The 24,891-nt window shown below is 71.3% G+C and carries 18 protein-coding genes and 2 pseudogenes; 14 read left to right on the top strand and 6 right to left on the bottom strand.

What is annotated here, in order from left to right; all coding sequences use genetic code 11:
* From G4D87_RS09340 to G4D87_RS09355, 4 genes and pseudogenes are all read left to right on the top strand, one after another.
* Positions 1-541, top strand: a pseudogene (locus tag G4D87_RS09340) (M50 family metallopeptidase); the annotation flags it as partial.
* A 125-nt stretch (positions 542-666) separates the two neighbouring features.
* Complete coding sequence (locus G4D87_RS09345) at positions 667-1,677, top strand: thiamine pyrophosphate-dependent dehydrogenase E1 component subunit alpha (protein ID WP_163781051.1); 1,011 nt, start codon at positions 667-669, stop codon at positions 1,675-1,677.
* A gap of 3 nt (positions 1,678-1,680) precedes the next feature.
* On the top strand, positions 1,681-2,739 hold the full coding sequence (locus tag G4D87_RS09350) for an alpha-ketoacid dehydrogenase subunit beta (RefSeq protein ID WP_163781052.1): 1,059 nt from the start codon (positions 1,681-1,683) through the stop codon (positions 2,737-2,739).
* A gap of 208 nt (positions 2,740-2,947) precedes the next feature.
* Entirely contained in the window at positions 2,948-3,349 is a 402-nt protein-coding gene (locus G4D87_RS09355; protein WP_240358132.1) for a GNAT family N-acetyltransferase, read from the top strand.
* 27 nt (positions 3,350-3,376) lie between these two features.
* Here G4D87_RS09355 and G4D87_RS09360 read toward each other — a convergent pair whose 3' ends face one another.
* A complete protein-coding gene (locus G4D87_RS09360; protein WP_240358134.1) occupies positions 3,377-3,742 on the bottom strand; it encodes a TIGR02266 family protein in 366 nt (121 codons plus the stop codon).
* Positions 3,743-3,923: 181 nt separating this feature from the next.
* Here G4D87_RS09360 and G4D87_RS09365 point away from each other — a divergent pair, with 181 nt between their 5' ends.
* Together G4D87_RS09365 and G4D87_RS09370 are read left to right on the top strand one after the other, a co-directional pair.
* Positions 3,924-4,799: a hypothetical protein gene (locus tag G4D87_RS09365; protein WP_163781059.1), complete on the top strand. Its 876-nt coding sequence runs from the start codon at positions 3,924-3,926 to the stop codon at positions 4,797-4,799.
* Positions 4,800-4,922: 123 nt separating this feature from the next.
* The gene (locus tag G4D87_RS09370) at positions 4,923-6,197 is read left to right on the top strand and encodes an SGNH/GDSL hydrolase family protein (protein WP_163781061.1); all 1,275 of its coding nucleotides are present in this window, start codon (positions 4,923-4,925) and stop codon (positions 6,195-6,197) included.
* A gap of 14 nt (positions 6,198-6,211) precedes the next feature.
* Here the strand turns inward: G4D87_RS09370 and G4D87_RS09375 are convergent, their stop codons facing one another.
* Entirely contained in the window at positions 6,212-6,925 is a 714-nt protein-coding gene (locus tag G4D87_RS09375) for a hypothetical protein (RefSeq protein ID WP_163781063.1), read from the bottom strand.
* Between the two features lie 33 nt (positions 6,926-6,958).
* A complete protein-coding gene (locus G4D87_RS09380) occupies positions 6,959-9,628 on the bottom strand; it encodes a phosphoenolpyruvate carboxylase (protein WP_163781066.1) in 2,670 nt (889 codons plus the stop codon).
* Positions 9,629-9,866: 238 nt separating this feature from the next.
* On the opposite strand from G4D87_RS09380, the gene G4D87_RS09385 reads away from it, so the two are divergent.
* Positions 9,867-10,361, top strand: coding sequence for a hypothetical protein (locus G4D87_RS09385; protein WP_163781068.1), 495 nt, complete (start codon positions 9,867-9,869; stop codon positions 10,359-10,361).
* 7 nt (positions 10,362-10,368) lie between these two features.
* On the opposite strand, the gene G4D87_RS09390 is transcribed toward G4D87_RS09385, so the two are convergent.
* Positions 10,369-12,918 carry a DEAD/DEAH box helicase gene (locus G4D87_RS09390; RefSeq protein ID WP_163781069.1) on the bottom strand — a complete coding sequence of 850 codons (2,550 nt, stop codon included), beginning with the start codon at positions 12,916-12,918 and terminating at the stop codon, positions 10,369-10,371.
* A 186-nt stretch (positions 12,919-13,104) separates the two neighbouring features.
* Here G4D87_RS09390 and G4D87_RS09395 point away from each other — a divergent pair, with 186 nt between their 5' ends.
* Positions 13,105-13,863 (top strand): hypothetical protein, encoded by a 759-nt coding sequence (locus G4D87_RS09395; protein WP_163781072.1) that lies wholly within the window; start codon positions 13,105-13,107, stop codon positions 13,861-13,863.
* A 62-nt stretch (positions 13,864-13,925) separates the two neighbouring features.
* Here G4D87_RS09395 and G4D87_RS09400 read toward each other — a convergent pair whose 3' ends face one another.
* Positions 13,926-15,650, bottom strand: coding sequence for a SulP family inorganic anion transporter (locus tag G4D87_RS09400; RefSeq protein ID WP_163781074.1), 1,725 nt, complete (start codon positions 15,648-15,650; stop codon positions 13,926-13,928).
* 234 nt (positions 15,651-15,884) lie between these two features.
* Between G4D87_RS09400 and G4D87_RS09405 the strand changes: the two genes are divergently transcribed.
* From G4D87_RS09405 to G4D87_RS09415, 3 genes are all read left to right on the top strand, one after another.
* Entirely contained in the window at positions 15,885-17,393 is a 1,509-nt protein-coding gene (locus tag G4D87_RS09405) for a HAMP domain-containing sensor histidine kinase (protein WP_163781075.1), read from the top strand.
* Positions 17,390-18,808, top strand: a complete 1,419-nt coding sequence (locus G4D87_RS09410) for a sigma-54-dependent transcriptional regulator (protein ID WP_163781077.1) — start codon at positions 17,390-17,392, stop codon at positions 18,806-18,808. The genes G4D87_RS09405 and G4D87_RS09410 overlap by 4 nt, the downstream gene beginning before the upstream one ends.
* 130 nt (positions 18,809-18,938) lie before the next feature.
* Positions 18,939-19,532, top strand: coding sequence for a DUF4142 domain-containing protein (locus tag G4D87_RS09415; protein ID WP_240358133.1), 594 nt, complete (start codon positions 18,939-18,941; stop codon positions 19,530-19,532).
* Positions 19,533-19,608: 76 nt separating this feature from the next.
* Here the strand turns inward: G4D87_RS09415 and G4D87_RS09420 are convergent, their stop codons facing one another.
* Positions 19,609-22,347, bottom strand: a complete 2,739-nt coding sequence (locus tag G4D87_RS09420) for a bifunctional acetate--CoA ligase family protein/GNAT family N-acetyltransferase (protein ID WP_205507496.1) — start codon at positions 22,345-22,347, stop codon at positions 19,609-19,611.
* A gap of 283 nt (positions 22,348-22,630) precedes the next feature.
* On the opposite strand from G4D87_RS09420, the gene G4D87_RS09425 reads away from it, so the two are divergent.
* The 3 genes and pseudogenes from G4D87_RS09425 to G4D87_RS09435 all read left to right on the top strand — a co-directional run.
* Positions 22,631-23,248: a DUF2378 family protein gene (locus G4D87_RS09425; RefSeq protein ID WP_163781082.1), complete on the top strand. Its 618-nt coding sequence runs from the start codon at positions 22,631-22,633 to the stop codon at positions 23,246-23,248.
* 193 nt (positions 23,249-23,441) lie between these two features.
* The gene (locus G4D87_RS09430) at positions 23,442-24,236 is read left to right on the top strand and encodes a DUF3014 domain-containing protein (RefSeq protein ID WP_163781084.1); all 795 of its coding nucleotides are present in this window, start codon (positions 23,442-23,444) and stop codon (positions 24,234-24,236) included.
* A 243-nt stretch (positions 24,237-24,479) separates the two neighbouring features.
* A pseudogene (locus tag G4D87_RS09435) lies at positions 24,480-24,891 on the top strand (histidine kinase); the annotation flags it as partial.

A 24,891-nucleotide genomic window follows, 5' to 3' on the forward strand; every position in this document is an offset into this window, starting at 1 on the left:
GCTGTGGCTGGGGCTGATGGCGATGATGATGGGGATGATGAACGTCGAGCAGCTCCGCCGCACGCCGAAGGCGCCCCCCGCCGGGCCGCGGTTCGCCCTCCCCCGAGGGGTCCGCAAGCCCCGAGCGGGACCGGCGGGCGCCGTCTCCATCGAGCGGCTGATGGACGAGCTCCGGGGAACGCCGCTCCCCCCGGACGCGGCCGACGCGGAGGATGAACTGGAGGGCCCTCACGACCCGGCCCTGGTGGGCGAGCTGCTCCTGGACAGCGGCCTGCCGGAGCTGGCCGTGGGCTCGCTCCAGTCCGCCTTCACGCAGGCGCCCCTGCCACGCACCGGCCATGCCCTGGTGCTGGCGCTGCTGCGCACCGGGCGGCTCCAGGAGCTGGCCACGCTGCTGGACAGCTCACACGCCCGGCAACTGTCCGAGGACACCCTGGCCCTCATCTCCGAGCACGCCGGGACGGCCACCGAGGCCACACTCACCGAGCGGATTACCGCGCTGCGGCACGGGCGGACTCCTGCCACGGATGAGCCCCGCTGATTGCCGCGCCGCGCCAGAAGGTGCTCTGCGCCGGACGTCCCGACAGACACCCCATCAACTGCCTTGAGCGGGAGGCACCCATCCGGGTTATAGGGGCGTCCCCTCCAGCCAGAGGAAGGTCGCGCGTGTCTCGTCCCCGACTCATCAAAGAATCCTCAGAAGCGTCCGCGCCGCTCGAGCGGGAGCTGCTGGTCCGCCTCCATGACCTGATGGTGAAGACGCGCGTCCTCGAGGAGCGCCTTATCCAGATGTACAAGCAGGGCCACGGGTACTTCTGGATTGGCGGCCCCGGCGAGGAGGCGTTCAACGTCTCCCTGGGCCTGCTCATGAAGAAGGGCCAGGGCCCCGACTTCGACTATCTGCATGCGCACTACCGGCAGTCCGGCACCCTGCTCGCGCTGGGTGAGGAGCCCATCAGCTCCCTGCGGCAGATGAAGAACACGGCCACGGACCCGTATTCGGGCGGCCGCAACTTCGCGGGCCACTACTCCGCCCGGCGGCTCAACGTGGCGCCGGTGTCCTCGCCCATTGAAGTCCAGTACGCCATCGCCCCGGGCACGGCCATGGTGCAGAAGCGCCACGGCGGTGAGGGCATCACCATCGTCACCGGCGGCGACGCCGGCACGGCCGAGGGTGATTTCGCCTCGTGCCTGGTGTGGAGCAGCCGCCCCGCCAACCCGCTGCCCCTCCTCATCATCGTCACCAACAACAAGTGGGGCATCTCCACGTCGGCGGAGGGCCAGCACGGCGAGCAGCGCATCAGCGACCGCGGCAAGGCCTTTGGCATCCGCAGCAAGACCATCAACGGCAACGACGCCGTGGAGGCCTACACCGAGCTGCGCGAGGCCATGGCCTACGTGCGCACGGAGCGCAAGCCGTTCCTCCTGGAGGCCAACGTGTCGCGCCTCTACGGCCATTCGTCCGCGTCCGGCGCCAACTACGTGGGCAACGAGGTCGACTGCCTCAAGGACTTCGAGGCGAAGCTGGAGAAGGACGGCGTCCTGACGCGAGAGCAGATGGACGCGCTGCGCAACGGCTACACCGAGGAGATGGCCGCCGCCGCCCGGCTGGTGCGCGACGAGCCACAGCCCGACCCGGAATCCATCTGGAAGCACATCTACGCGGAGGACAAGTAACCCATGGCGAACATGGCACAGGCCATCCGCATGGCCCTGCACTACGCCGAGGAGCACCTGGGCGTCACCGACATCTTCGGCGAGGACGTGGGCGCCCCGCTGGGCGGCGTCTTCACCTGCACGCAGGGGCTGAAGACGACGTGGAACTCTCCCCTGGACGAGCGCGGCATCATCGGCGCGGCCATGGGCATCGCCATGGCGGGCGGCCGGCCGGTGGCGGAGATCCAGTTCTGCGACTACGTCTACAACACCATCGACCTGCTGAAGCTGGCGGGCAACACCAGCTGGTCCACCTTCGGTGACTGGCACCTGCCCATGGTGGTGCGCACGCCGGTGGGCAGCGGCATCCGCGGGTCCATCTACCACTCGCACTCGTTCGACGCGACGATGACCCACATCGCCGGGTGGAAGGTGGTCATGCCCTCCACGCCGCTGGACGCGTACGGGCTGCTCATCACCGCGTGCCAGGAGAAGAACCCCGTCATGTTCCTGGAGCCCAAGGCGCTCCTGCGCGTGAAGGGCGAGGAGCGGATTCCGGGCGAGCCGGATGACGACCGCGCGCTGTCGAAGCTCATCGACGCGCCCCTGGGAGACCGCTCCCAGTGGAAGCCGCAGTGGCCCGCGGGCCTGGAGGCGTACGCGGTGCCCTTCGGCAAGGGCAAGGTTGTCCGCGAGGGCACGCAGCTCACCGTAGTGAGCTACGGCCGCACCCTGCCCCTGTGCGCGAAGGCCGCGGAGACGCTGGCCGCGGACGGCATCAGCGCGGAGGTCATCGACCTGCGCTCGCTGTGGCCGTACGACTGGGAGCTCATCAAGGCCTCCGTCCAGAAGACGGGCCGCGTCCTCTTCGTCAACGAGGACACCGAGGTGACGAACTTCGGAGAGCACCTGGTGCGCCGCACGGTGGAGGAGCTGTTCTACTCGCTGCTGGCGCCGCCCCGGCTGCTGGCCGGCAAGTTCCTGCCGGGCATCGGCCTGTCGGACGCGCTGGAGATGGCGTCGGTGCCCCAGCTGGGGGACATCACCACCGCCATCCGCTCGCTCGCGGGCGAGCAGCCGTAAGCGCGGCACCCACAATCCCCTGCTCGTGAGTCCCTTGTCTCACGGGAGAAGCACCCTGGGCCGCCGTTCCTCTTTGGAGGGATGGCGGCCCATTCGTTAGACTCCAGGGGCCTTGTCACAACCAATCGTCCGGACAGTCACTCCCGTCGCTGGTGCTGATGCGCCGGCCTTCCGTATCCGCCGCGCCCGCCGGGGTGACGCCGAAGCCATGGCGTCGCTCCTCAAGGAGCTGGGCTACCCCCTGGGGACGGACCAGCAGACGGTCCACTGGGTCGTCAGCCATCCGGAGATTGAAATCTTCGTGGCCGGCGACCCGCAGGACCGGCCCGTGGGCATGGTGTCCTTCTCCCACCGGCCCCAGCTCCGGCTGCGCGGACGCGTGGCCACCATCGACGAGCTGGTGGTGACGGAGACCTGGCGCCGCCGCGGCGTGGGCCGCGCGCTCATCCGGCAGATTCTGGAGCGCTGCAAGGTGCTGAGCGCGAAGCAGCTCCAGCTCGTCTCGCCGATGACGACGACGCCGGAGACGCGCAACTTCTATACGGCGTGTGGCTTCTCCGAAATCGACTCGGGCGTGTTCCGCCACGTCGATACGGAATCCCAGCGCTAGGCACGCGCCGGGGGCCGCCCCCGGCCGCTACCGCTTGATGCTGTCCACCACGCGCTGAAGCCGGGCCCGGTCCTCGTCGCTCAGGTCCGTGAAGCGCACGCCAATGGCCTCGGCCTCATCGCGCACCCAGGCGATGACGCCGGTGATGTGGAACTCCTCACCTTCAATCGCCATGGACAGCCGGACGTGGGAGCCCACGTCATAGGACTTCCGCGTCAGCAGGCACAGGCCGCCCGCGGAGATGTTGATGGAGTACGCGCGCAGCGCCCGCGCCGCGTCCTGCGTCTGGTTGAAGCGCACCTCGAACCGCGCCGCCACACGCTCATCCGCTCGCCGGTTCGCGTATGCGGCTGGATCCCCATTCTCCATGTCATCCGCCGCCTTGGTTGTCATACGCACCCGATAGCCCCCACGTTCGACGCTGCTGGCGAACACCACGCTGCTTTTCACACCCACGCTTCCCCAGCCCGCGCGTCCGCCAAGTGTCCGCTGCTTTCCACGCCTGATTCAAGGGGCCCCCTCTATCGAATTCGGGTGCCTATGTCCTCGGTGACTTCTCTGGGAGAGCTCTGGAATGCGTTTGGACCGCCTGTATGTGTTGACTGGAACCCTGGCTTTGGCCCTCTGGGCGGCGGCCTGCAACGGCGGCAACGGGCCGGGCCCCGGCGGACAGGGGGACGCGGGCACCGATGGCGGCGGGACCCCCACGGTGGACGGCGGCGGCACGGACGCGGGCGGCGGCGCGCGGGACTTCGCCTGCAACGTGGCGCGGCAGGAGGGCTGTGCCGACGGCCAGGACTGCTACTTCGCGGACCTGGCGGACGGCGGCACCGGCAGCCGCTGCTTCGAGGCGGAGTGCGACGTGGTGGCCCAGGACTGCGCCCAGGGCCAGCGCTGCACGTATGCGGCGGAGAATGGCGTCACCCAGCGGCGCTGCGTGGCCCCGGGCACCGTGGACGAAGGCGCGCCCTGCACGCTGGCCCCCACCGACGGCGGCGTGGCCTACGACACCTGCCGGCAAGGCTTGTTCTGCCGCGAGGCACCTGACGGCGCGGGAAGTGGCTTCACCTGCCAGCGCCTGTGCCATGCCACGACCCACTGTGGGAACACGAGCGAGTGCAACACCGTGCTCCGCCTGGAAGGCACCGACGAGCTGCCGCTGGTCTGCGGTCCGCTGTCCACGGCGTGCAACCCCTTTGGAGAGGATTGCGAGGCCCCCCTCAGCTGCTACCCGTCCACGTCCGGCCCGCTGTGCGCGGGCAGCGGCAACCGGACGGAGGGCCAGTCGTGTGACTTCAGCAATCAGTGCGCGCCGGGGAGCGCGTGTGTGAATACGGGAGGCGGCCTCACCTGCCGTCCGCTCTGTCAGCCCGGTGGCACGCCCGCCTGCCCTGCGGGCAGCTGCCGAGCGTTGGATGGCAACCCAGGCGTGGGGGCTTGCGTCCCCTAGACACCCGGCCTGTCGCGCTGGAGGGCGGCCAGACAGGCGAGGCTTCGGAGGCAGCGGGTTCCCAGACGGCCGGCTGGCAGGGCACGGTGCGGTGTGCATCCTGCAAAGCCGGGAGGGATGGGAATGGGAATGAAGCCGGGGTGGCGACGGGTCGTCGTGTGCGCGAGCAGCGCGCTGCTGGCGTGTGCTGGCGGCGTGACGGACTCAGCCGAAGGGGACCTGCCGCCAGACGACGACCGCCACACTTCCACGATGGAGCAGAACGCACCGGACGCGTCACTGGAAGTCGCGCCCGTGTTGGTGCTGAACGACGGGAGGCAGGTGCAGGCCGCGCCGCCCCTCGCGCCGCCGGCGACTTCGTTCCAACCGGGCTTCCATCAAGCGCTCCGCGCGTCCCACTCAGCGGGCAGCGTGACGACCTTCCGTATGCGCGTGCCGGTGGCGCGCGACGGCGGGCGTCTGCGCGTGACGTTCCGCTCGGGCGACGGGAGCATGACGCTCGTGCGTGCCACCGTGGCCCATGCGGGCGCCAATGGCGCGCTGGGGTCCACGCCGGTGACGCTCACCTTCGACGACGGGGAGGGCTTCACCGTGCCCGCGCGCGCGCGGGTGACGTCGGACCCGGTGGACTTCCCGGTGGCGTTCCGGGACGAGCTGGCCATCACCTTCGAGGCCCGTGGCGCGCTGGCGGCCAGCGCCATCAGCGCCTTCCCGGGCAGCTTCGCGCGCGCGGGGAACCATGCGCTGGTGACGGGCGCGCTGGGCGGCACCCTGTTCGACCGCGCCGTCGGCGTGGCCACCGTGGACGTGGAAGGTCCCACGGGCCGCGCCTTCGTGGCCCTTGGCGACAGCATCACCGAGGGCTACGTCGACACGAAGAACGACACGCGCAACGCCTGGCCCGCGAGGGTGGAGGCCGCGCTGGGCGTGCCCGTGGTGAACGCGGGCGTGAGTGGCCAGGGCTTCTATGACGCGCTGGCGCTGCTCGACGGCGAGGTGCTGGCGCTCCAGGGCATCACCGACTGCATCGTCCTGCTGGGCACCAACGACCTGGGCGACAAGGACTCCCTGTCCGTCATCCAGGCGCGGATGAACACCCTGCTGAGCCGGCTCGCGCCCTTCTGCCGCACCTGGGTCAGCACCCTGCTGCCCAAGGAGAAGTCGAACCACGCGCCCTACGAAGCGGTGAAGGCCCAGCGGCTGGAGTTCAACACGTGGGTCCGCGGCGGTGGCACCGGCCCGGACATCATCGACCTGGAGGCGGTGACGCGCCAGCCGGCGGACGTGCACCTGTTCCTCGACGGGCTGGAGGTGGACGGCATCCACCCCAGCGTCGAAGGCCACCGGGTGATGGCGGACGAAGTCACGCGCGTGCTGCGCGACGAGGGCGGCCTCTAGCCGCGCCGCCGCGCTCAGCCCTGGCGCGAGCCGAGCACGCCGTGGAGCACCAGCAACTCCGCGAGCCCCGGCGGCGCCAGAATCCAGTCGTCCTCCGTGGGCACCCAGCGCACCGGGGCCCCGGCCCCCTCCAGCAGGCTGTTCACCTGGAGGAGCAGCGGCTCGAAGGTGGAGACGGGGGCCTCGCGGCTCCCCTCCGGTGCCGCCACGTCGTGGCCACCGGGCTCCAGCCGGAAGGCGGCGCGGCCTGACTGGGGCGTCACCTCGAAGCCGGGCAGGTACGGCTGCATGGCGGCCTGGAGCCGCTCCAGCAGCGCGCCGTCCTCGTAGGGGTGGGACAGCTCCCAGTCGAAGAAGGTGGGCAGCTGCGCGAGCAGCTCCTGGTGCAGCGGGTTGGCGCGGCTGTGCCGCCAGTGGTGCTCGGCCAGGTCATAGGCCGTGGCGGGCACGCGCAGCTCGTACTTCTCCAGCTTCGCGAGCAGCTCGCCCATCCGCTCCACCAGGTCCGCGGGCGGCTCGGCCCGGGACACCCAGCCCCAGTCCGCCACCGACTGCCCGCGCCGCTGGCCCTCCACCCGGTCCCCTTCACGCAGCTGGAGCGGGGGCTCCGGGGCCTCCTCTTCCGGGTACAGCCCCGCGTGCAAGAGGGGCCCGCCCGCTTCGGGCCGCAGCCGCGCGAAGCGGTGCGCCGGGTTGACCTCCACCACGCTGAACGTCTCCCTGGCCATCGCCGTCTCCTCGGATGTCCGACGTCGCGGAGCCTACCCGGTGTTGCGCATGCCGGCGGCGATGCCGTTGAGCGTGAGCAACAGTGGACGGTCCACCTCCGCCTGGCCCTCACGCTTGCGCTTGAGCAGCTCCACCTGGAGGAAGGACATGGGGTCCACGTAGGGGTTGCGCAGGGAGATGCTGCGCTGGAGCTGCGGGTTGTTGTCGAGCAGCTTCGACTCGCCCGTCAGCCGCTTCACCTGCCTGCGCGTGCGCCGGTGCTCCTGCTGGATGCGCCGCCACAGCGACCGGGTGGCGGCAGGCGCCAGCGACGCGTAGCGCCCGGCGATGGCCATGTCCGACTTCGCCAGCACCATGGTGACGTTGTCGATGACGGCGCGGAAGAAGGGCCACTCCCGGTACATGCGCTTGAGCTGCGCGGCCCCACCCTCCTCCTTCGAGTAGGCCTCCAGCGCCGAGCCCACGCCGTACCAGCCCGGGAGGATGGCCCGGTTCTGCGTCCAGCCGAACACCCACGGAATCGCGCGCAGCGTGTCCAGCCCCCCCGCCTTGCGCTTGCTGGGGCGCGAGCCGATGGGCAGCGACGCAATCTCCTCCACCGGCGTCGCGGCGGTGAAGAACGGCAGGAACTGCGGGTCCTCCCACACCAGGGCGCGGTACGCCTTGCGCCCCGTCTCCGCCAGCGTGTCGAACACGGCGCGGAAGGCGCGCTCGGCCTCGGGCTCCGGACGCGGCTGGGCGTCCAGCGTGTGCAGCAGCACGCCGCCCAGGATGAGCTCCAGCGTGCGCCGCGCCAGCTCCGGGCGCGCGTACTTGTGGTCCAGCGCCTCACCCTGCTCCGTCGCCTTGTAGCCACCCGCCACCGCGCCGGGCGGCAGCGCGAGAATCGCCTCCTGCGCGGGGCCACCGCCACGCGCCACGGACTCGCCGCGGCCGTGGAACAGCCGCAGCGGGACACCCGCTTCGCGCGACACCTCCGTGAGCGCCACCTGCGCGCGGTACAGCGCCGCGCTGGCCGCCAGGAGGCCCACCTCCTTGCCGGAGTCGCTGTAGCCCACCATCACCTCCTGGCCACCGCGCACGTCCAGGTGCTTGCGGTACTCCGCGTCCGCGAAGAGCGTGCGCAGCACGTCCGGGCCCGAGTCCAGCGCGCCCAACTGCTCGAACAGCGGCACCACGTCCACCGTGGCGCAGCCCCGCTGCGCGTCCCACAGGTCCGCGTGCTTCAAGCAGCGGAAGGCCGCGAGCACGTCCTCGGCGGTGCTGGCCATGCTCAGGATGAGCGTGCGGCACGCGGGCTCACCCGACTCCGACTGGGCCTGCTTCAGCCGCGCCAGCACTTCCAGGAGCCGCGCCCCACCCTCCGTCGGCGCCGGGCCCCCGTTGAACGAGCCCGCCGCGCTCACCGCGTCCTCCGCGGGCGCGCGCACCTCCAGCTCCGCCAGCGACAGTCCCAGCGCCAGCAGCCGCTCCCGGACCTGCCGCACGTCGCGAAGCCCCGCGTGCGTGCCCTTCGACGCCTCCAGCGCGCGGCCCAGCACGTCCAGGTCCGCCAGCATGGCCTCCGGCGTGCGGTAGGCGCCCGGCGGCATGGGGACGCTCGCCCCGGCGCGCTGCTGCGTCACGTAGTGGAGCGCGCGGTGCAGCCGCTCCTCCATGAAGCGCAGCTTGTGCCGCAGCGGCTCGCCCGGCGTGCGAGGACCGTAGCGGCGCTCGGCGTCGGGCAGCTCCTCCGCGTCCTTCGCCACCGAGCGCAGCAGCTCCTCGGACGGCTTCGCGTGACGCTCCGACTGGGACAGCCGCCCGCCCAGCCGCTCCAGGTCCTGCAGCAACCGCCGCAGTCCTCGGGCCCGGTGCGCGCGCAGCGTGTCCGCGAACACGTCGGGCGTCACCAGCGGGTTGCCATCCATGTCCCCGCCCACCCACGAATGGATGCGCACGGGCGTGTCCACCGGCCCCAGCGGCTCGCCGTAGGCGCGCTCGAAGGCCCAGTCCAGCAGCTCCGGCAGCAGGGACAGCTCGTCGGCGAGCACCTCCTCCACGTACCAGAGGGCGTTCTTCACCTCGTCGCCCACGGTAGGGCGCTCGCGGCGCAGCTCGTCCGTCTGCCACAGCAGGGTGATTTCCTCGCGCAGCAGCGCCAGGTTCACCGAGGACTCGCGCGGCGTCAGCTCGCAGCGGTCCCGCTCCTCCAGCAGGCCCGCCATGCGGTAGAGCTTCTCCAGCAGCGTGCGGCGCACGGCCTGCGTGGGGTGCGCGGTGAGCGTCAGCGTCACGCGCAGGGTGCGCACGGCCTCGCGCACGCGCTCCGCGGGGAGGCCCGCGTCCTTGAGCAGGAGCAGCGTGGCCTCCAACGAGCCGCGCTGAGGCCTGGCGGACGCGGCCTCCGCGTGGGTGCGGGCGCGGCGGATGCGGTGGTGCTGCTCCGCCAGGTTCACCAACTGGAAGTAGACGGAGAAGGCGCGCAGCACCGGCTCGGCCTGCTCCAGCGGCAGGCGCTGGAGCACCTCCGCCAGCTCGGCCGCCACCGCGCGCCGGCTGGCCACGGGGCCCCGGCGACGCTGGATGGCGAGGCGGCGCACCTCTTCTTCCAGGTCGAAGAGCGCCTGCCCTTCCTGTTCGACGAGGACTTCTCCCAGGAGCCGGCCAAGCAGGCGGACATCCCGGCGAAGCGGCTGATCCACGGCACGCAGTCGGGCCATATGGTGCGACGGTAGTCGCTGCGCGGCGGGCTGGCCCGCATTTCCGCGCGAGAAAGCGACGAGCGCCCGCGAATCACGGCGAGGTGTCTGCCATTCCCGACAGGCCTGGCCCGAAACACGCCTGCACGCGCCACGGCCCACCCCGTGGCTCCGGGACCACACACCCGGCCGGTCCAGGCCTTGCACAACCCGCCTCCCGAGGGCCGCGAACGACACCGCGGCCAAGGAGCTTGTCGCCATGTGGACGATGCGGGGTTGGAAGGTGACGTTGCTGTGTGGCTGGCTGGCCGCGCCGGTGGCCCTGGCCGAGACGGCGATGCTCGACGGGGTGCCGCGAGAGGCGAGGGCCGCGCGTGGCGCGGAGCTGCTCCCCTCCCAGCCGCTGTTCCCCGACGCGGGCCCAGGCGAGCTGGACGGCCCCGTGCTTCGCTACGCGGAGCCGGTGTCCTGCCCCGCCGCGCCGGAGGGCCGGGTGTGGGTGGCCCAGACGCAGGCGTGCGACGACGCGGGCTGCGAGTCGCTCACGACCGTGTGGGCGGGCGCGTGGACCGTCGAGGACGCGGGGCTGGTGGTGCGCTGCGAGACGGACCGCGTGGTGCTGGCCGCGGGCGACTGGCGGATGGTGCTCACGCCCGACGCGGGCGGCGAGCTGGAGGTGCGTGAGCTGACGCCGCCGGAGCCCGAGTCGCTGTCGGCGGCGCGTCCCTCGGAGGCGCCGGCCTCCGAGGGCTGAGCCCGGGCTACACGCTGATGCGGCGGAGCATCAGGATGGGGCCTTCATCCAGGCGCCGGTCCCGCAAGTCGATCTCGCAGTCAATCATCCAATCGCCGTGCCCTTCCGGGTCGATGATGCGCTGCTGGGTCTCCCACAGCCGCGTGCCCGCCTCCTTCAGGAAGGTGTTGGCGGGCTTGCGCGCCTGGGGCGTGAGCACCACGACCTTGTGCTCCTCGAAGTACGGCGCCATGGCCTGCTCCAGCTTGGGGGCCGTCCATTCGCCCAGCGCGTTGTCCAGCATGGACAGCGCGTCCAGGTAGCGCTTCTGGCCCAGCGCCTTGAGCAGCCGGTGCAGCTCCTCGCGCACGCGCGCGGCGAAGGCCTTCGGGTCGTCGGTGAGCTCCTTCGGCTTGAGCTCCACCACCGGCTTCGCCTCCACGGCGGCCTCCGGGTTGCGCATGCGCTCCCACTCATCCAGCAGGCTGGAGTCCACCTGCCGGAGCGTGGCGCGCAGGTGGTCGATGAAGTCCTCCACCTCCTCCGTGCGGAAGCGCTCCGGCACCGTCTGCACCAGCGTCTTGTATGTGTCATTCACATACCGCAGCAGCACGCCCTCGCTGCGCTGGAGGCCGTATTCGCGGATGTAGTCCGGGAAGGACATGAACCGCTCGAACATGTCCCGGACAATGGACTTGGGCCGGATGTTCTCCTCGCCCACCCACGGGTGCTTCTGCGCGAACTTGTTGAAGGTGCCGTAGATGAAGTCGCGGTTGGGCTTGGGCCACTCGAGCATCTCCAGCTCCGCCATGCGGTCGTCGTACTCCACGCCCTGCGCCTTCAGCTCGTTGACCTTCTCACCCTTGAGCTGGTTGAGCTGCGCGTAGAGCACCACGTCCGGGTTCTCCAGGATGGCCTCCACCAGCGACACCACGTCGAGCGCATACGTGTCCGTCGTCGGGTCCAACAGCTCCAGCGTGTCGAGCAGGTACAGCGACAGCGTGTGGTTGAGGCTGAAGTCGTGCTGCATCTCCCCCGCCACCTTCACCGTGGCGCCCGAGCCGCCCTGCCCCTTCTCCACCTCCAGGATTTCCGCCTCGCGCAGCGTGCGGAAGTCGCGCGCGGCCTCCTTGAGGTGCCGGCGCTTGAGGTAGTCCGAGTCGTGGCTGCGCTGCACCAGCGTCACCAGCCGCTTGTACCCGCCGTTGCCCTCCGTCTGGTGGTCGCTCTGGAGCAGGTTGAGAATCATGCCGTGTGACACCGCGAAGCGGGACTCCAGCGGCTCCGGCATGCCGTTCTGGAGCCGCTCGAAGGTGCTCCGGTCGTACTGCACGAAGTTCTTCTGCGGCGGCTTGGCCTTGGGCGTCTTCTTCTTGCCCGCGGCCTCCTTGGCGGCCAGCTTGATGTTCTCGATGACGTACTCGGGCGCCTGGGCCACCACGCTGCCCTGGGTGTCGAAGCCCTTGCGGCCCGCGCGGCCGGCGATCTGCTGGAAGTCGCGCACGCTCAGCGTGGTCAGCTTCTCGCCGTTGAACTTGAAGAGCTGCGTGAAGAGCACCGTGCGGATGGGGATGTTGACGCCCACGCCCAGCGTGTCCGTGCCGCTGATGACCTTGAGGTGCCCGTGCTGGGCCAGCTTCTCCACCAGCAGGCGGTACTTGGGCAGCAGGCCTGCGTGGTGCATGCCGATGCCGTGGCGCAGGAAGCGCTGGAACTCCTTGCCGTAGGGCGTGTCGAAGGGCGCGTCCTGGAGCGCCACCCGGATGGCCTCCTTCTCCTCCTTGGTGGAGAAGTCCACGCTCATCAGGTTCTGCGCCTGCTCGGCGGCGGTGCGCTGGGTGAAGTTGACCAGGTAGATGGGGTACTTCCCGCGCGCGATGAGGTCTTCAATCGTCTCGTGCAGCGGCGACTCGCGGTAGTCGAAGTCCAGCGGCACGGGGCGCTCGGCGCTGCGCACGGTGGCCACTTCCCGGCCGGAGAGCTTCGCCAGGCTCTCCTCGATGACGTGCGTGGGGCCCAGCGTGGCGGACATCAGCAGGAACGTGGTGTCCGGCAGCGCGATGAGCGGCAGTTGCCAGGCCACGCCGCGCTCGCGGTCCGAGTAGTAGTGGAACTCGTCCATGACGACGTAGTCCACGCGGGCGCTCGCGTCGCGCAGGGCCAGGTTGGCGAGGATTTCGGCGGTGCAGCAGATGATGGGCGCGTCGCGGTTGATGCTCGCGTCGCCGGTGAGCATGCCCACGTTCTCCGCGCCGAAGGCGTCGCAGAGGGCGAAGAACTTCTCGTTCACCAGGGCCTTGATGGGGCAGGTGTAGAAGGAGACCTTCCCCTCCGCCATGGCCTTGAAGTGGAGCGCCGTGGCCACCAGCGACTTGCCGGAGCCGGTGGGCGTCTTGAGGAACAGGTGCTTGCCCGCAAGCAGCTCCAGGATGGCCTCTTCCTGAGCCGAATAGAGGCTCAAGCCATTGGCCGCCACGTAGCCGACGAAGCGGTTGAGGATTTCGTCCGCGTCCAGGGGCGGTTCGCCCTTCTTGGGGAGCAGCGCGGCGAGCGGAGCTTGGGTTTCAGGGGTGGCCATCACCCGCCGACAATAGGCGGCGCGCCCGTCCCCCACCGGGAAAATCGCAATCGGAGGCACGGGGCGTGAAAGAAGGCCCCCTGAAGGGGTGTCCGCGAGTCCCAGGGCGCAAGGGCCGGGAGCGCGATACCCGGGCCCCGGCCCCCTCCCTACCGTTGCCCCTGGACTGAAGGTCAGGGGGTGGGGATGCGGGGAACCGTCAGAAAGAAGATGACGCGCCTCAAGCGCGCGGCGCTGCTGGGAGGCCTGGCTTCCGCGCCCTGCCTCTGGAGCGGCTGTGAGCAGCAGCGGGGCCCCACGGTGGACGCGGCCGGCGGCGCCGAGGCCGCGGGTGTCGCGGGGCTGGAAGGCGGTCCACCGACCGACACGATTCCCGCGGCCGAGGGCGGTCCTGACGGCGCCGCGTCGGCCCAGGCACCAGGCCACGCCGGCACGGGTCCCCACGGCGGGACAGGCAGCCAGAGCGCGCCTCCAGGCGCGCGCGGAGACACACCCGGCGGTGTCCCGAGGGACAGCGGCGGTCGGACGGGTGGCAGCAGCAGCGGCCCGACGGCTGGCGACAGCCGGACCGGTGGTGGCGGTGGGGCGCGGGACAGCGCCAGCCGGCCCGGTGGCGGCAGCGGCGCGGGCCGGGGTGGCTTTGGAGGTGGGGGCAGCCTCACGGGTGGCCACAGCGCCACCGGTGGGAGCAGCCTGTCGAGCGGCAACAGCGTGACGGGCGGAACCAGCATGACCGGGGGCGGCAGCAGCACCCGTCACGGCGGCGGCGTCATCTCCGGCGGCAGTGGCTCGGGTGGAACCACGGGCTTGCGCGGCGGAGGAACCAGCGCGGGCGGCTCGGCCACGGGAAGTGGGGGGCTGGACAGTGCCAGTGGCGGCGACAGCGCGTCCGGCGATGGCAGCGACTCGGGAGGCTCGCGGTCCGGTGGGATGCTGGGGCTGTGACGCCGCCTCACCGCGACGGACCGTGCCGCCCCTCCCGCGCGCGCAACCCCAGGTGACGCGGCCTACGTCGTCGGCTGCGTCGTCTGGATGATGGGGGCCTGCCCTCCCTGCTGCTTGATGTCCTCCAGCACGTCGTTCATCGACGACATCAGCGCGTGCGGCCCGGTGCCCGTCCACGTCCCGGCTTCCTGGAGCATGGCCTCGACGCCGCCGCGCGCGCCCACCACGATGACCCGGCCGCCTCGGACCGCCAGGACCTCCGACAGCTCGCGCACGGTGCGCAGGCCAGCGGCGTCCATGTACTTCACGTCCGACAAATCCAGTACCAGGTGCCGCGGCCACGGCGGGCCCTGAAGCGCCGCGCTCAGGTTGGCGGCGGAGCGGACATCCAGGTCGCCGCGAACGCGCAGCAACTGCATGGGGGGACGTACGTCCAGACCCTCGCCATTGGAGCCAAGGGGGCGGAAGAGCGGGCGCCCGTCGGTGCGGAGCAGGTGGCTGCCCACGTGGGCCTTGGGCGGCGAGAAGAAGCTGCGCGCCAGGGAGAGCAGCACGCCCGCGGCCAGCCCCGGCAGGAAGCCCAGCGAGGCGATGAGCAGCGCGGTGGCGACCGCCACCATGGCCTTGCCGGCGTTGTCCATCCACAGCGCGTGCAGCCCGCGGAAGTCCAGCAGCCGGGTGCCCACGACCACCAGGATGGCGGCGAGCGCGGCCATGGGAATCCGGGCCACCAGCGCACCGGCGAGGATGCAGGCGGCCAGCAACATCACCGCGTGCAGCACCGACGCGGCCCGCGTGCGCGCGCCCGCCTGCACCGACACGGACGAGCGGACAATGGCGCCCATCACCGGCATGCCGCCGAACAGCGCGGACGCCGTGTTGGCGAAGCCCTGGGCCACCAGTTCCTGGTCCCCATCCGTGCGGTGGTCCGTCATGCCGGGCAACTGGTCGAGCGCCCGGGACGCGAGCAGCGAGCCCAACGACGCCAGCACCGTGAGGGCCAGCACGTCCGGCAACAGCGCCGCGAAGTCCAGCCCCGCGAACGAGGGCAGCACGGGCATGGGCAGCCCCGTGGGCAGCGCGCCGACACGCGCCAGTCCCTCAGAGAGACCGCCGACGAACGACGCCACCGTGGCCAGCACCAGGCCCACCAGCACCGCGGGGATGGAGCGGTGGAGCTTGGGGATGGCGAGCATGCAGACCACCACCAGCGCGCCCACCACCACGGAGGCCCCGTGCATGGACCAGGCGGGCCAGTGGTCCGGGAGCACCATGGAGCGCGCCGAGGACGCGCCACCGGAGGCACCGAGGAGCCGGGGAAGCTGACTGTCGAGCAGCAACAGTCCGATGCCCGCGGTGAAGCCTCGTGTGACCTCGGCGGGCATCCACTGCGCCAGTCGGCCCGCGCGCGCGAACCCCAGGACGAGCTGCAGCGCGCCGCACAGCAGCGTCGCGGCGACAACGCCCGCGGCGCCGTGCCGGGTGGCGATGAGCAGGACGGTGGGAACGAGCGCGGCTTCCGGCCCCGTCACCTGGAGCCGGCCACCTCCGAGCAGCGCGGCCACCACACCAGCCAGCGCGCCAGTCACCAGTCCCACTTCCGGCGGAAGCCCGGAGGCCACCGCCAGCGCGAGGTTGAGCGGAAGCGCGACACAGGCCACCGTCAGCGCGGCGCCCGCATCACCTGGTAGCGTCCGGGGGGACACCATCTGCTTCCACTCCGTCCACAGCTGCCTCGGACGGTCCGTCCATCCCCGGGGAGTCTTGAGCGTGGGTGTCTCGACCATGCCCGGGCTGTTTTCATGGAACGTGCCGAACGGCTTCCCACTCTGAAGCCTGATTCACCTGTCGGCCTCTCCAGACGCCCCTTCGCCGCACCCGGACCGACACCTGTCTGCCCAAGCCGACACGCGGAATTTCAAACACGAACATTCGCTCGAAAATGCTGCGCGCGGTTCGCAAGCTCAGTAGAGGTGTACCCCGGAACGAGTGCGCCCCCACGCGCAACGTGCATCCGGCCCATGCGACTCGCACACCGACTGCTCATCTCTCATGCCCTCCTCACCGCCGCACTGCTGGGGGCCGCCGCCTTCTCGGTGGTCGCCATCGTGCGGATGACGTCCCTGCTCACCGAGGTCCGCGAGGAGCAGCTTGGCGGCGTCATCAAGGAGGAAGCGGTCCACCAGGCGGCCTGGGGCGTCGAGGTCGCCGCGAGGCATGGACTGTTCGCCTGTGAGCACAGCGCCGGCGAGGTGCCGGCCGCGGCCGACACGCTCAGGGAGCGGCTGACCCGCCTGGACGCCCGCCTCGCCCTCCACGGCGCTTCCACCCAGCCGCTGCTGCTGCGCGCCGCCCAGGGCTATCAAACATACGCAAGGCATATCCTCGCGGGTGACACCTGCGAACGGCTGCAGAACACGGCCCTGCGCAGCGAGCGCCTCTTCCTGGCCGAGCAGCTCACCGACGCGTGGATCAGCACCACGCTCGCGCTCCACTCGGCCATCCGCCAACGGGAGATGCGCGCGCACGACATCGGCTCGTCCGCCATCGCGGTGGGCCTCACCCTGGGCGGGCTGGCCGTCGTCGCCGCCTGGGCCGTTGCCCGCTGGGTGGCGCAGGGCGTGACGCGACCGCTGGGCCAGCTGTCCGCGCTGGCGCACCGGGTGGGCGACGGCAACTTCGCGCCGCTCCCGGAAGTGTCAGGCCCCCGGGAGATTCGGAACTTGTGGGCGGAGCTGGACCGCATGCGAGGCCGCCTGTCCGAGCTGGACCAGCTCAAGGACGCCTTCGTGGCGTCGGCCTCCCACGACCTGCGCACGCCGCTGGCCCGGCTCCGGACGGCCATTGGCCTGCTCGCGGATGGCACCGCCGGCCCCTTGACGACGCAGCAGCACCGCGTGGTGGAGCTGGCGCGCGTGGCCTGCGAGCGGGAAATCCGGCTGGTCACCGCGCTGTTGGATTTGACGCGCGTCCAGGCCGGCAAGGCCGTGCGACGGGACGAGGGCTGCCGCCTGGATGACCTCATTGAGCGGGCCGTCGAGGAGGTGTCCGAGCTGGCGGAGGAGCGTGGCACGGAGCTGGTGGTCATCGCCCAGGGCACGACGCCGCCCGCGTCCCTGGATGCCGCGCTGGTGGAGCGCTCGCTGGTGAGCCTGATGACGAACGCCGTGCGCGTCTCCGCCCCCGGGCAGCGCATCTATGTCACCCGCACGCTCGCGTCCCAGGGCCCGGACGGCCAGCCCGGGACGTGGGCCCGGGTGGAGGTGCGGGACGAAGGCCCCGGTGTCCCGGAGGATGCGCGCCCGCGCGTCTTCGAGCCCTTCTTCACCCGGGCGGTGGGCGCGGCGAACGCGGACGGGCTGGGCCTGGGCCTGCCCCTGGCGCAGCGGATGATGCGGGCGCTGGGCGGTGATGTGTTGTTGCTGGAGAACGCGAACCCCGGCGCGCGCTTCGCGCTGGTGTTGCCGCTGGGCCGGGGCGTTCCGGCCAGCACCACCCCCGAAGCGGGGACGAAGAGGAGCGACGGATGAAGGCCCGCGGCGGACATGTGTTGGTGGTGGACGACGACGCGGAGCTCTGCGAGCTCATCTCCCTGCGCCTGGAGGCGAAGGGCATGCAGGTCACCACCGCCCTCACGGCGGCGCGCGGCCTGGCGCTGCTGGAGTCCGAGAAGATAGACGCGGTGGTGCTCGACCTGCGGCTGGAGGGCGTGGACGGGCTGGAGGTGCTGGCCCAGATGCGCGCGCGCTCGCCGGACCTGCCGGTGGTCATCCTCACCGCGCACGGCACCATTGAAACGGCCGTGGAGGCCATGCAGCGCGGCGCGTATGGCTTCCTCACCAAGCCCTTCCAGGACCACGAGCTCTTCCAGAAGCTGCTGCACGCGACGGAGCGCAGTGACTTGCACCGCGAGCTCGCCGACCTGCGCCGCATCGTCGCGGGCACCACGCCGGAGCGGCTGCTGGGCACCAGCCCCGCCATCGCCGAGGTGAGAGACCGCATCGCCCGGGTGGCCCCGTCGGAAGCCACGGTGCTGGTCCTGGGCGAGTCCGGCACGGGCAAGGAGCTGGCGGCGCGGCAGGTGCACGCGCTGTCCCGCAGGGCCAGCGGTCCCTTCATCGCCGTCAACTGCGGCGCGCTGCCACCGGAGCTGCTGGAGAGCGAGCTGTTCGGCCATGTCCGGGGCGCCTTCACCGGCGCCACGCAGACGCGCGAAGGCCTGTTCGGCGCGGCGCGCGGCGGCACCCTCTTCCTGGACGAGGTGGGCGAGGCCTCGCCGCGCGTGCAGGTCAAGCTGCTGCGCGTGCTCCAGGAGCGGCGCTTCGCGCGGGTGGGCAGCGCCACGGAGGAAGAGGCCGACGTGCGCGTGGTCGCGGCCACCAACCGAGACTTGCGCGAAGAGGTCGAGGAGCGGCGCTTCCGCGAGGACCTCTATTACCGGCTGGCCGTGCTGCCCATCGTGATGCCGCCGCTGCGCGAGCGCGTCGAGGACATCCCGATTCTGGCCACGCGGTTCCTGGAGCAGGCCGCCGCGCGCAATGGCCTGCGGCTGCCGCGGCTGGCGCCGGATGCCCTGGCGCTGCTGCAGGCCCACGCCTGGCCGGGCAACGTGCGCGAGCTGGTGAACACCATGGAAGCGGTGGTGCTGCTGGCGCCCGAGGACGACGTGCGCTCCGAGCACCTGGCCCGCATGTTCGACCCGCCCACCTCCGCGCGGACGCCGCACGACACCGCGCGCGAAGAGGAGCCGGAGCTGCTGCGCGCCTCCGGTGAGCTGCCGACGCTGCGCGAGGCGAGAGACCGCTTCGAGCGGCGCTACCTGTGCGAGGTGCTGCGGCGCTCCAAGGGCAACGTGGCCGCCGCCGCGCGCATGGCCAGCCGCAACCGCACGGACTTCTACGAGCTCTTGCGCCGCCACGGGCTGTCCCCCGCCGACTTCAAGTAGCGGCCGTCGCCTCCCTCCCGTCCACGGAAGCGTTGCCGCGCGCACATCTCCCTCGTGCTTCCCGGCCATGGCGGTGTGCTTTTCAACTGCCCAACCTTCAGCTGAACAGCAGATGAGGGGGACGACAGTCATGCGAATCACACGAGCGATGGTGGGGGTGGTGATGATGGGGGCGGCCGTGATGTTCGCCGGCTGCGGAGAGAGCAGCGCCAGTGAGAACACGCTGGGCCCACAACAGGCGGCCGCGGACCAGGCGGTGACGCTCACGGACGGCCAGATTGCGGGCGTGCTCCTGGTGGCCAACGCGGGCGAGGTGATGCTGAGCCAGCTGGGCCAGGCGCGGGCCACTGACCCGGCGGTGCGTGACTACAACGCGCGCATGGTCACCCGGCACACGGAGGTCATCCAGAGCCTGGAGCAGCTGGCCATGGCCCAGGGCATCACGCCCGCGGAGAGCCCGGTGTCACAGCACCTCCAGCAGACGGTGCAGAAGACCGTGGACCTGCTGAGCGCCACGCCAGACACCTACTTCGACGTGTCGGTGATGGATGCGCAGGTCTCCGCTCACGCCGGCACCGCCCTGCTGGGGGACGGCCTGCTCGCGCAGCAAGTGCAGAACCCGGCGCTCAAGGAAGCGTGGATGGCGCTTCGGCAGACGGTCCAGACGCACCTCCAGGAGGCCTCGAACCTCCAGAACACCCTCTACAACGCCTGGCAGCCGTAGCCGCAACGGGGCTTCCGTCCGGGGTGGGCACGCCCCTCCCGGACGGAGGCCGTGGTTCGCAGCGGCCAAGGCCCCGTCAGAGCACCTTCACGGCCTTCACCATGTCCGGCGACAGCTCCTCGTGCTGGAGGATGGAGAAGCCCAACTTCCGGCTGATGGTCTGCATGGCGCGGTTGCCCGCGAGGATGTCCGCGACGATGCGCTCCATGCCCCAGTCCCGGCCGATGTCCACCAGCCGCTTCAGCATCTCCGCGCCCAGCCCCTGCCGCTGCACCGGGTCGCTGATGAGGATGGCGAACTCCGCGTCGCGCGTGCCTCGCAGCCGCGTGAGCCGGCCCACGCCGAGCAGCTCTCCGTCCTTGCGCTCCGCCACCAGCGCCAGCTCCCGCGCGTAGTCGTTGAAGCAGATGCGGGACAGCCGCGCGTGCGCCACGCGCGTGCTGAGCTGCACCAGCCCCGCGTAGCGCAGGAACACCGTCTGCTCCGACAACGTGCGGTGGAACTCCGCCATCTTCGGCTCGTCCTCCGGGCGGATGGGCCGCAGCAGGACCTCCTCGCCGCTTCGCAGCCGGAAGGGCGCCACGTACTGGCTCGGGTACGGTTCAATGGCCAGCCTCGGCAGCTCCGCCTCCGTCACCGAGGCCGGGTGCAGCACCACGCGCGCGTCCAGGGCCAGCAGTCGCTCGGGCGAGGCCAGCAGCGGGTTGATGTCCACCTCCTTCACGAAGCGCTGCTCCGCCACCAGTTGGCTGAAGCGCACCATGAGCTGCTCCAGCGCCGTCAGGTCCACCGGCGGGCGGCCCCGGACGCCCTTCAGCGCCTCATAGATGCGCGTCTGCTCCATCAGCCGCCGCGCCAGCGTGGTGGTCAGCGGCGGCAGCCCCAGCGCCCTGTCCTTGAACACCTCCACCAGCGTCCCGCCCGCGCCGAACAGCAGCACCGGCCCGAACTGCGCGTCCACGCTGCTGCCCACGATGAGCTCATAGCCGTCCAGCCGCACCATGGGCTGCACGGTGACGCCGTCGAACGCGCGCCCCTGCCCCAGCGCCTCCAGCCGCGTCCGGATGTCCCGGAAGGCGCCGCGCACGGCCTCCGCGTCCGGGAGGTTCAGCCGCACACCGCCCACGTCGGACTTGTGCGTCACCGTGAGCGAGTGGAGCTTCACCACCACCGGGTAGCCCAGGGCCGCGGCCTCCGCCACCGCGGCGTCCTCCGTCACCGCCAACCGCGTCTCCACGGTGGGGATGCCATACGCGGCGAGCAGCTTCTTGGACTCGTACTCCGTCAGCAGCGTCCGCCCCTCCGCGCGCGCCGCCTCCACCCACCGGCACACCTCGTCCCGGGCGCTGCCCGCCGCCTGCGCCAACGCGGGCGTCTCATACAGGCCCTCCAGGTTGTACGCGTAGCGCCACATGTAATTGAAGATGCGCGCGGCCGTGTCCGGATAGCCGAAGGTGGGGATGCCCGCGTCGTTGAGGATGCGCTCCCCCGCCGCGACCTCCGAGCCGCCCATCCAGCTGGCCAGCACCGGCTTGCCGTGCAGCTTCGCGTAGGGCTTGAGGCGGTCCGCCGTCTGCGTGGGCTCCGTCATGTCCTGCGGCGTGAGGATGACGAGCAGCCCGTCGCTGCCTTCGTCCTTTCCGGTGATTTCCAGCGCCTTCGCGAAGCGCTCCGGGTCCGCGTCTCCCAGGATGTCCACCGGGTTGCCGTGGCTCCACGGCGGCGGCAGGAAGGCGTCCAGGGCCTCGAGTGTGGACGGGCTGAGCGTGGCCAGCTCGCCGCCCCCCGACACCAGCGCGTCCGTGGCCAGCACCCCGGGGCCGCCCGCGTTGGTGAGCACCGTGAGGCGCCGGCCCGCCGGGCGCGGCTGCCGGGCCAGCGTCTCCGCCATGTAGAAGAGGTCCGCGATGGAGTCCACGCGCAGCACGCCGGTGCGGCGGAAGGCGGCGCTGAGCACCTCGTCGCTGCCCGTCAGCGCGCCCGTGTGGGACGCCGCCGCCTGCGCGGCCTGCGCCGTGCGGCCGGCCTTGATGACGATGATGGGCTTGGTGAGCGCCACCTCGCGCGCCGCGGAGAGGAAGGCCCGCGCGTCCCCAATGGACTCCATGTACAGCAGGATGGAGCGCGTCATCGCGTCATCGGCCAGGAAGTCGATGAGGTCGCCCCAGCCCACGTCCAGCATCGAGCCCACCGACACGAAGGCGCTGAAGCCCACTGCCTCGCGCAGGCTCCAGTCGAGGATGGACGTCAGCAGCGCGCCGCTCTGGCTGATGAAGGCCACGTTGCCCGGCCGGGCCATGGCGCCAGCGAACGTCGCGTTGAAGCCGCCAGGCGGGCGCATCACCCCCAGGCAGTTGGGGCCGATGATGCGCACCTGGGCCGCCTGGGCGATGCGGAGAATCTCCCGCTCCAGGCGCTCCCCCTCCGCCCCAATCTCCTTGAAGCCCGCGGAGAGGATGATGGCGCCCCGGATGCCCAGCACCGCGCACTCCTGGATGACGCCGGGCACCGCCTGCGCGGGCGTGACGACGATGGCCAGGTCCACCCGCTCCGGCAAGGCCCCCAGGGACGGCCACGCCTTGATGCCCAGCACGTTGGGCCGCTTCGGGTTGATGGGGTAGACGGTGCCGCCAAACGGGTTGCTGATGAGGTTCCACAGCACCGTGCGCCCCACGCTGCCGGGCCGCTCGGTGGCCCCGACGACGGCCACGCTCCGCGGCGCGAAGAGGACGTCCAGCGGCAGCCGCGTCCGCTGCTGGTGGAGCACGTTGTAGGACGGGTCCGTCTTCGAGGAGCCAGGGGCGCGCGGGTCCATGGCCTCCGTCATTGCGGCCGGGCTCGCCAGGGCGCAATCGCCTTCTCGTGCCGGCCAGTGAGCGCCCCCCCTCCCAGGTCCTCGCATGAATGGGATAGAACGGGAATAACTGCACTCCCTGCATGGGAACCCCGAGGCGCACCCTGCGCATGTCACCCACATGTCGCTCTGACAGTCAGTACGTGACGCGGGCCGTTCTGACACTCGCGGACAGTTTCACTGAACGAACATTCACCAGTAGGCAAGCATCCCACGGCCCGCTCGGTGTATACGGGGCGCCTCTATGACTCCTTCCGAGAAGCTTGTTTTCACCCAGACCGTCGAGGCGCTCTTCGTGCGCGCCCTCGAGAACCGCCTCACCCCGGCGTGCCGTGAGCACCTGCGCCGGGCGGGGCTGGCGCTCGACCAGAAGCTGGAGCGGGCCTACACGCTGGAGCAGTGGAAGGAGTTCCTCCGAATCGCCGCCGGCCACGTCTACGGCGGTGTCCCCGCCGAGGCGGCCTACTACTCGCTGGGCGAGCGCTTCATGGACGCGTACTTCGGCACCTTCTTCGGCCGGGCCCTGCTGGGCGTCGTCCGGCTGGCCGGGCCCCGGAGGATGCTGCTGCGCGCGGGCATGGGCTTTCGCGCCGGCAACAACTTCAGTGTGGTTGAAATCGTTGAACGGAGCCCCACTTCGGTGGAGCTGCGGATGAATGACGTGCTGGCGGACCTGCCCACCTTCTCCGCGGGCCTGCTGGCGCGCGCGGTGGAGCTGTGCGGCGGGTGGCGGGTGGTGAGCATCCCCGAGGAGTTCGACGGCACCGCGGCCACCTTCCACATCCGCTGGGCCGAGGCCTCGGCCGAGGCCGCCCTCGCCGCCACGGACGGAGACTCGGGCGCGTCCCGGCCTCGCGCGTAGCGTTCCTCCCGCGCGCCCCGTGGCGCTTCGCCACGGGAGGCCGCGCGGCACGCCACGCTCGCAAGGCAGGCGCGTGTGGCCGCGGGGCCACACGGCGGCCCGCGGCTCAGAGGGAGACACGCTGCTTCACGGCGGCGCGAAGCCGCTGGCATCGCGGCTGCAATTCCATGCGGCATCCCTCGGAGGATGACGCATGAGCAACCCTGAAGTGGTGACGCAGTCGCAGAACCGGATGCACTGGGGCGTGGGTGTGGCGGCGCTGGTGCTGCTGTTCGCGGGCGTGGGCACGTGGTGGGTGATGCGCCAGCCGGCGACGGCGCTGCCACACCCGTCCGTGGCGGTGATTCCCAAGCCTTCCCACCCCGGCGTGGCGCCGCGCACGGAGCCGCCGCTGCCCTCCTCCGCGGAGCTGGACGCGCTGCTGCGCACGAAGCTCGCCCGGGCCTCGCTCCTGCCGGAGTTCGCCGCGTGGCTGAAGGAGCAGGACCTGCTGCGCCGCTTCGTCACCGTCGTGGGCAACGTGGCCAACGGCGACAGCCCCCGCGAGGCGGTGAGCTTCCTCGCGCCGGCCGGCACCTTCGAGGCGCGCCGCAAGGGCGGCAAGCTCGTCATCGAAAAGAAGAGCTACGCGCGCTACGACGTCCTGGGCAAGGTGGTGGGCTCGCTCGACATGGGCGTGCTGGTGTCCACCTACCGCGACGTGCGCCACCTGACCGAGCGCCTCCACAAGGAGACGGCCCGCCCCGGCAGCACCTTCGACGCCACGCTCCACCTCGCCTTCGAGCAGGTGCTCGCCGTCCCCGTCATCGACGGTGACGTGGAGGTGGTCCCCAAGGGCGCGATGTTCGTCTACGCCGACCCGAAGCTCGAAGGGCTGACGGCCGCGCAGAAGCACCTGCTGCGGATGGGGCCGAAGAACCTCCGCCGCCTCCAGGACAAGGTGCGCGAGGCGTCCCAGCAGCTCACCCAGCAGGCGTCCCGCCGCTGAAGCGAGCCCCCCTGCCTTCGCCAGCGCGCGTCACCCGCGCGGGCCCTGGCAGGATGCAACGGGGGGCATGCAGATTGCGGCGCTTCGCCAGGGAGCGCCGGCCCTGCGTAGAGGGACAAGCCGGGGGCACGGGCGTTGCTATCGGAGGAGTCCTTCCTCCCGGGACGAAGCGCTGCCTGGCGGCGTGGAAACCCGGCAGGCGCCGGAGCTCCCGCGCCGGTGTCGCCCCTGCGTCTGGTGTTCATGCGCCTGCCTGTCCTGCCCGTGCTGCTGCTGTGTCTGATGCTCTCCGGCATCATCGCGGGCGTCCTGCACTTCATGCAGCGCGACCGGCAGGCGCTGGTGGACCAGATGGCCCGCGAGCGACAGGCGCAGTTGCTGGAGGCCGTGCGCGGCGTCTCCGCCGCCCTGGAGAGCGCGGAGGAGGACCTGCGCTTCGCGGGCGAGCTGCTGGCCCAGCCGGGCACCGCCGAGGAGCACCGGCGGGAGATGCGCGCCCTGCTGGAGGCGGTGGGACAGTACAAGGCCATCCTCGTCTTCGGGACGGACGGACGGGAGCGGCTCCGGCTGGTGGACCGGCGCAGCGCGGCGGCGATGACGCACCAGTTCACCACGGAGGACCTGGCCCTCACCGTGGCGCAGGCCCGCGGTCATC

It is taken from the genome of Myxococcus vastator, assembly GCF_010894475.1.
In the GTDB taxonomy this organism is placed as follows: domain Bacteria; phylum Myxococcota; class Myxococcia; order Myxococcales; family Myxococcaceae; genus Myxococcus; species Myxococcus vastator.

Excerpts from the sequence above, each read along its gene's own strand:
- G4D87_RS09350 (WP_163781052.1), top strand. The coding sequence starts at position 1,681 with ATGGCGAACATGGCACAGGCCATCCGCATGGCCCTGCACTACGCCGAG.
- G4D87_RS09355 (WP_240358132.1), top strand. The coding sequence starts at position 2,948 with ATGGCGTCGCTCCTCAAGGAGCTGGGCTACCCCCTGGGGACGGACCAG.
- G4D87_RS09360 (WP_240358134.1), bottom strand. The coding sequence starts at position 3,742 with ATGACAACCAAGGCGGCGGATGACATGGAGAATGGGGATCCAGCCGCA.
- G4D87_RS09365 (WP_163781059.1), top strand. The coding sequence starts at position 3,924 with ATGCGTTTGGACCGCCTGTATGTGTTGACTGGAACCCTGGCTTTGGCC.
- G4D87_RS09370 (WP_163781061.1), top strand. The coding sequence starts at position 4,923 with ATGGGAATGAAGCCGGGGTGGCGACGGGTCGTCGTGTGCGCGAGCAGC.
- G4D87_RS09375 (WP_163781063.1), bottom strand. The coding sequence starts at position 6,925 with ATGGCCAGGGAGACGTTCAGCGTGGTGGAGGTCAACCCGGCGCACCGC.
- G4D87_RS09380 (WP_163781066.1), bottom strand. The coding sequence starts at position 9,628 with ATGGCCCGACTGCGTGCCGTGGATCAGCCGCTTCGCCGGGATGTCCGC.
- G4D87_RS09385 (WP_163781068.1), top strand. The coding sequence starts at position 9,867 with ATGTGGACGATGCGGGGTTGGAAGGTGACGTTGCTGTGTGGCTGGCTG.
- G4D87_RS09390 (WP_163781069.1), bottom strand. The coding sequence starts at position 12,918 with ATGGCCACCCCTGAAACCCAAGCTCCGCTCGCCGCGCTGCTCCCCAAG.
- G4D87_RS09395 (WP_163781072.1), top strand. The coding sequence starts at position 13,105 with ATGCGGGGAACCGTCAGAAAGAAGATGACGCGCCTCAAGCGCGCGGCG.
- G4D87_RS09400 (WP_163781074.1), bottom strand. The coding sequence starts at position 15,650 with ATGGTCGAGACACCCACGCTCAAGACTCCCCGGGGATGGACGGACCGT.
- G4D87_RS09405 (WP_163781075.1), top strand. The coding sequence starts at position 15,885 with ATGCGACTCGCACACCGACTGCTCATCTCTCATGCCCTCCTCACCGCC.
- G4D87_RS09410 (WP_163781077.1), top strand. The coding sequence starts at position 17,390 with ATGAAGGCCCGCGGCGGACATGTGTTGGTGGTGGACGACGACGCGGAG.
- G4D87_RS09415 (WP_240358133.1), top strand. The coding sequence starts at position 18,939 with ATGCGAATCACACGAGCGATGGTGGGGGTGGTGATGATGGGGGCGGCC.
- G4D87_RS09420 (WP_205507496.1), bottom strand. The coding sequence starts at position 22,347 with ATGGACCCGCGCGCCCCTGGCTCCTCGAAGACGGACCCGTCCTACAAC.
- G4D87_RS09425 (WP_163781082.1), top strand. The coding sequence starts at position 22,631 with ATGACTCCTTCCGAGAAGCTTGTTTTCACCCAGACCGTCGAGGCGCTC.
- G4D87_RS09430 (WP_163781084.1), top strand. The coding sequence starts at position 23,442 with ATGAGCAACCCTGAAGTGGTGACGCAGTCGCAGAACCGGATGCACTGG.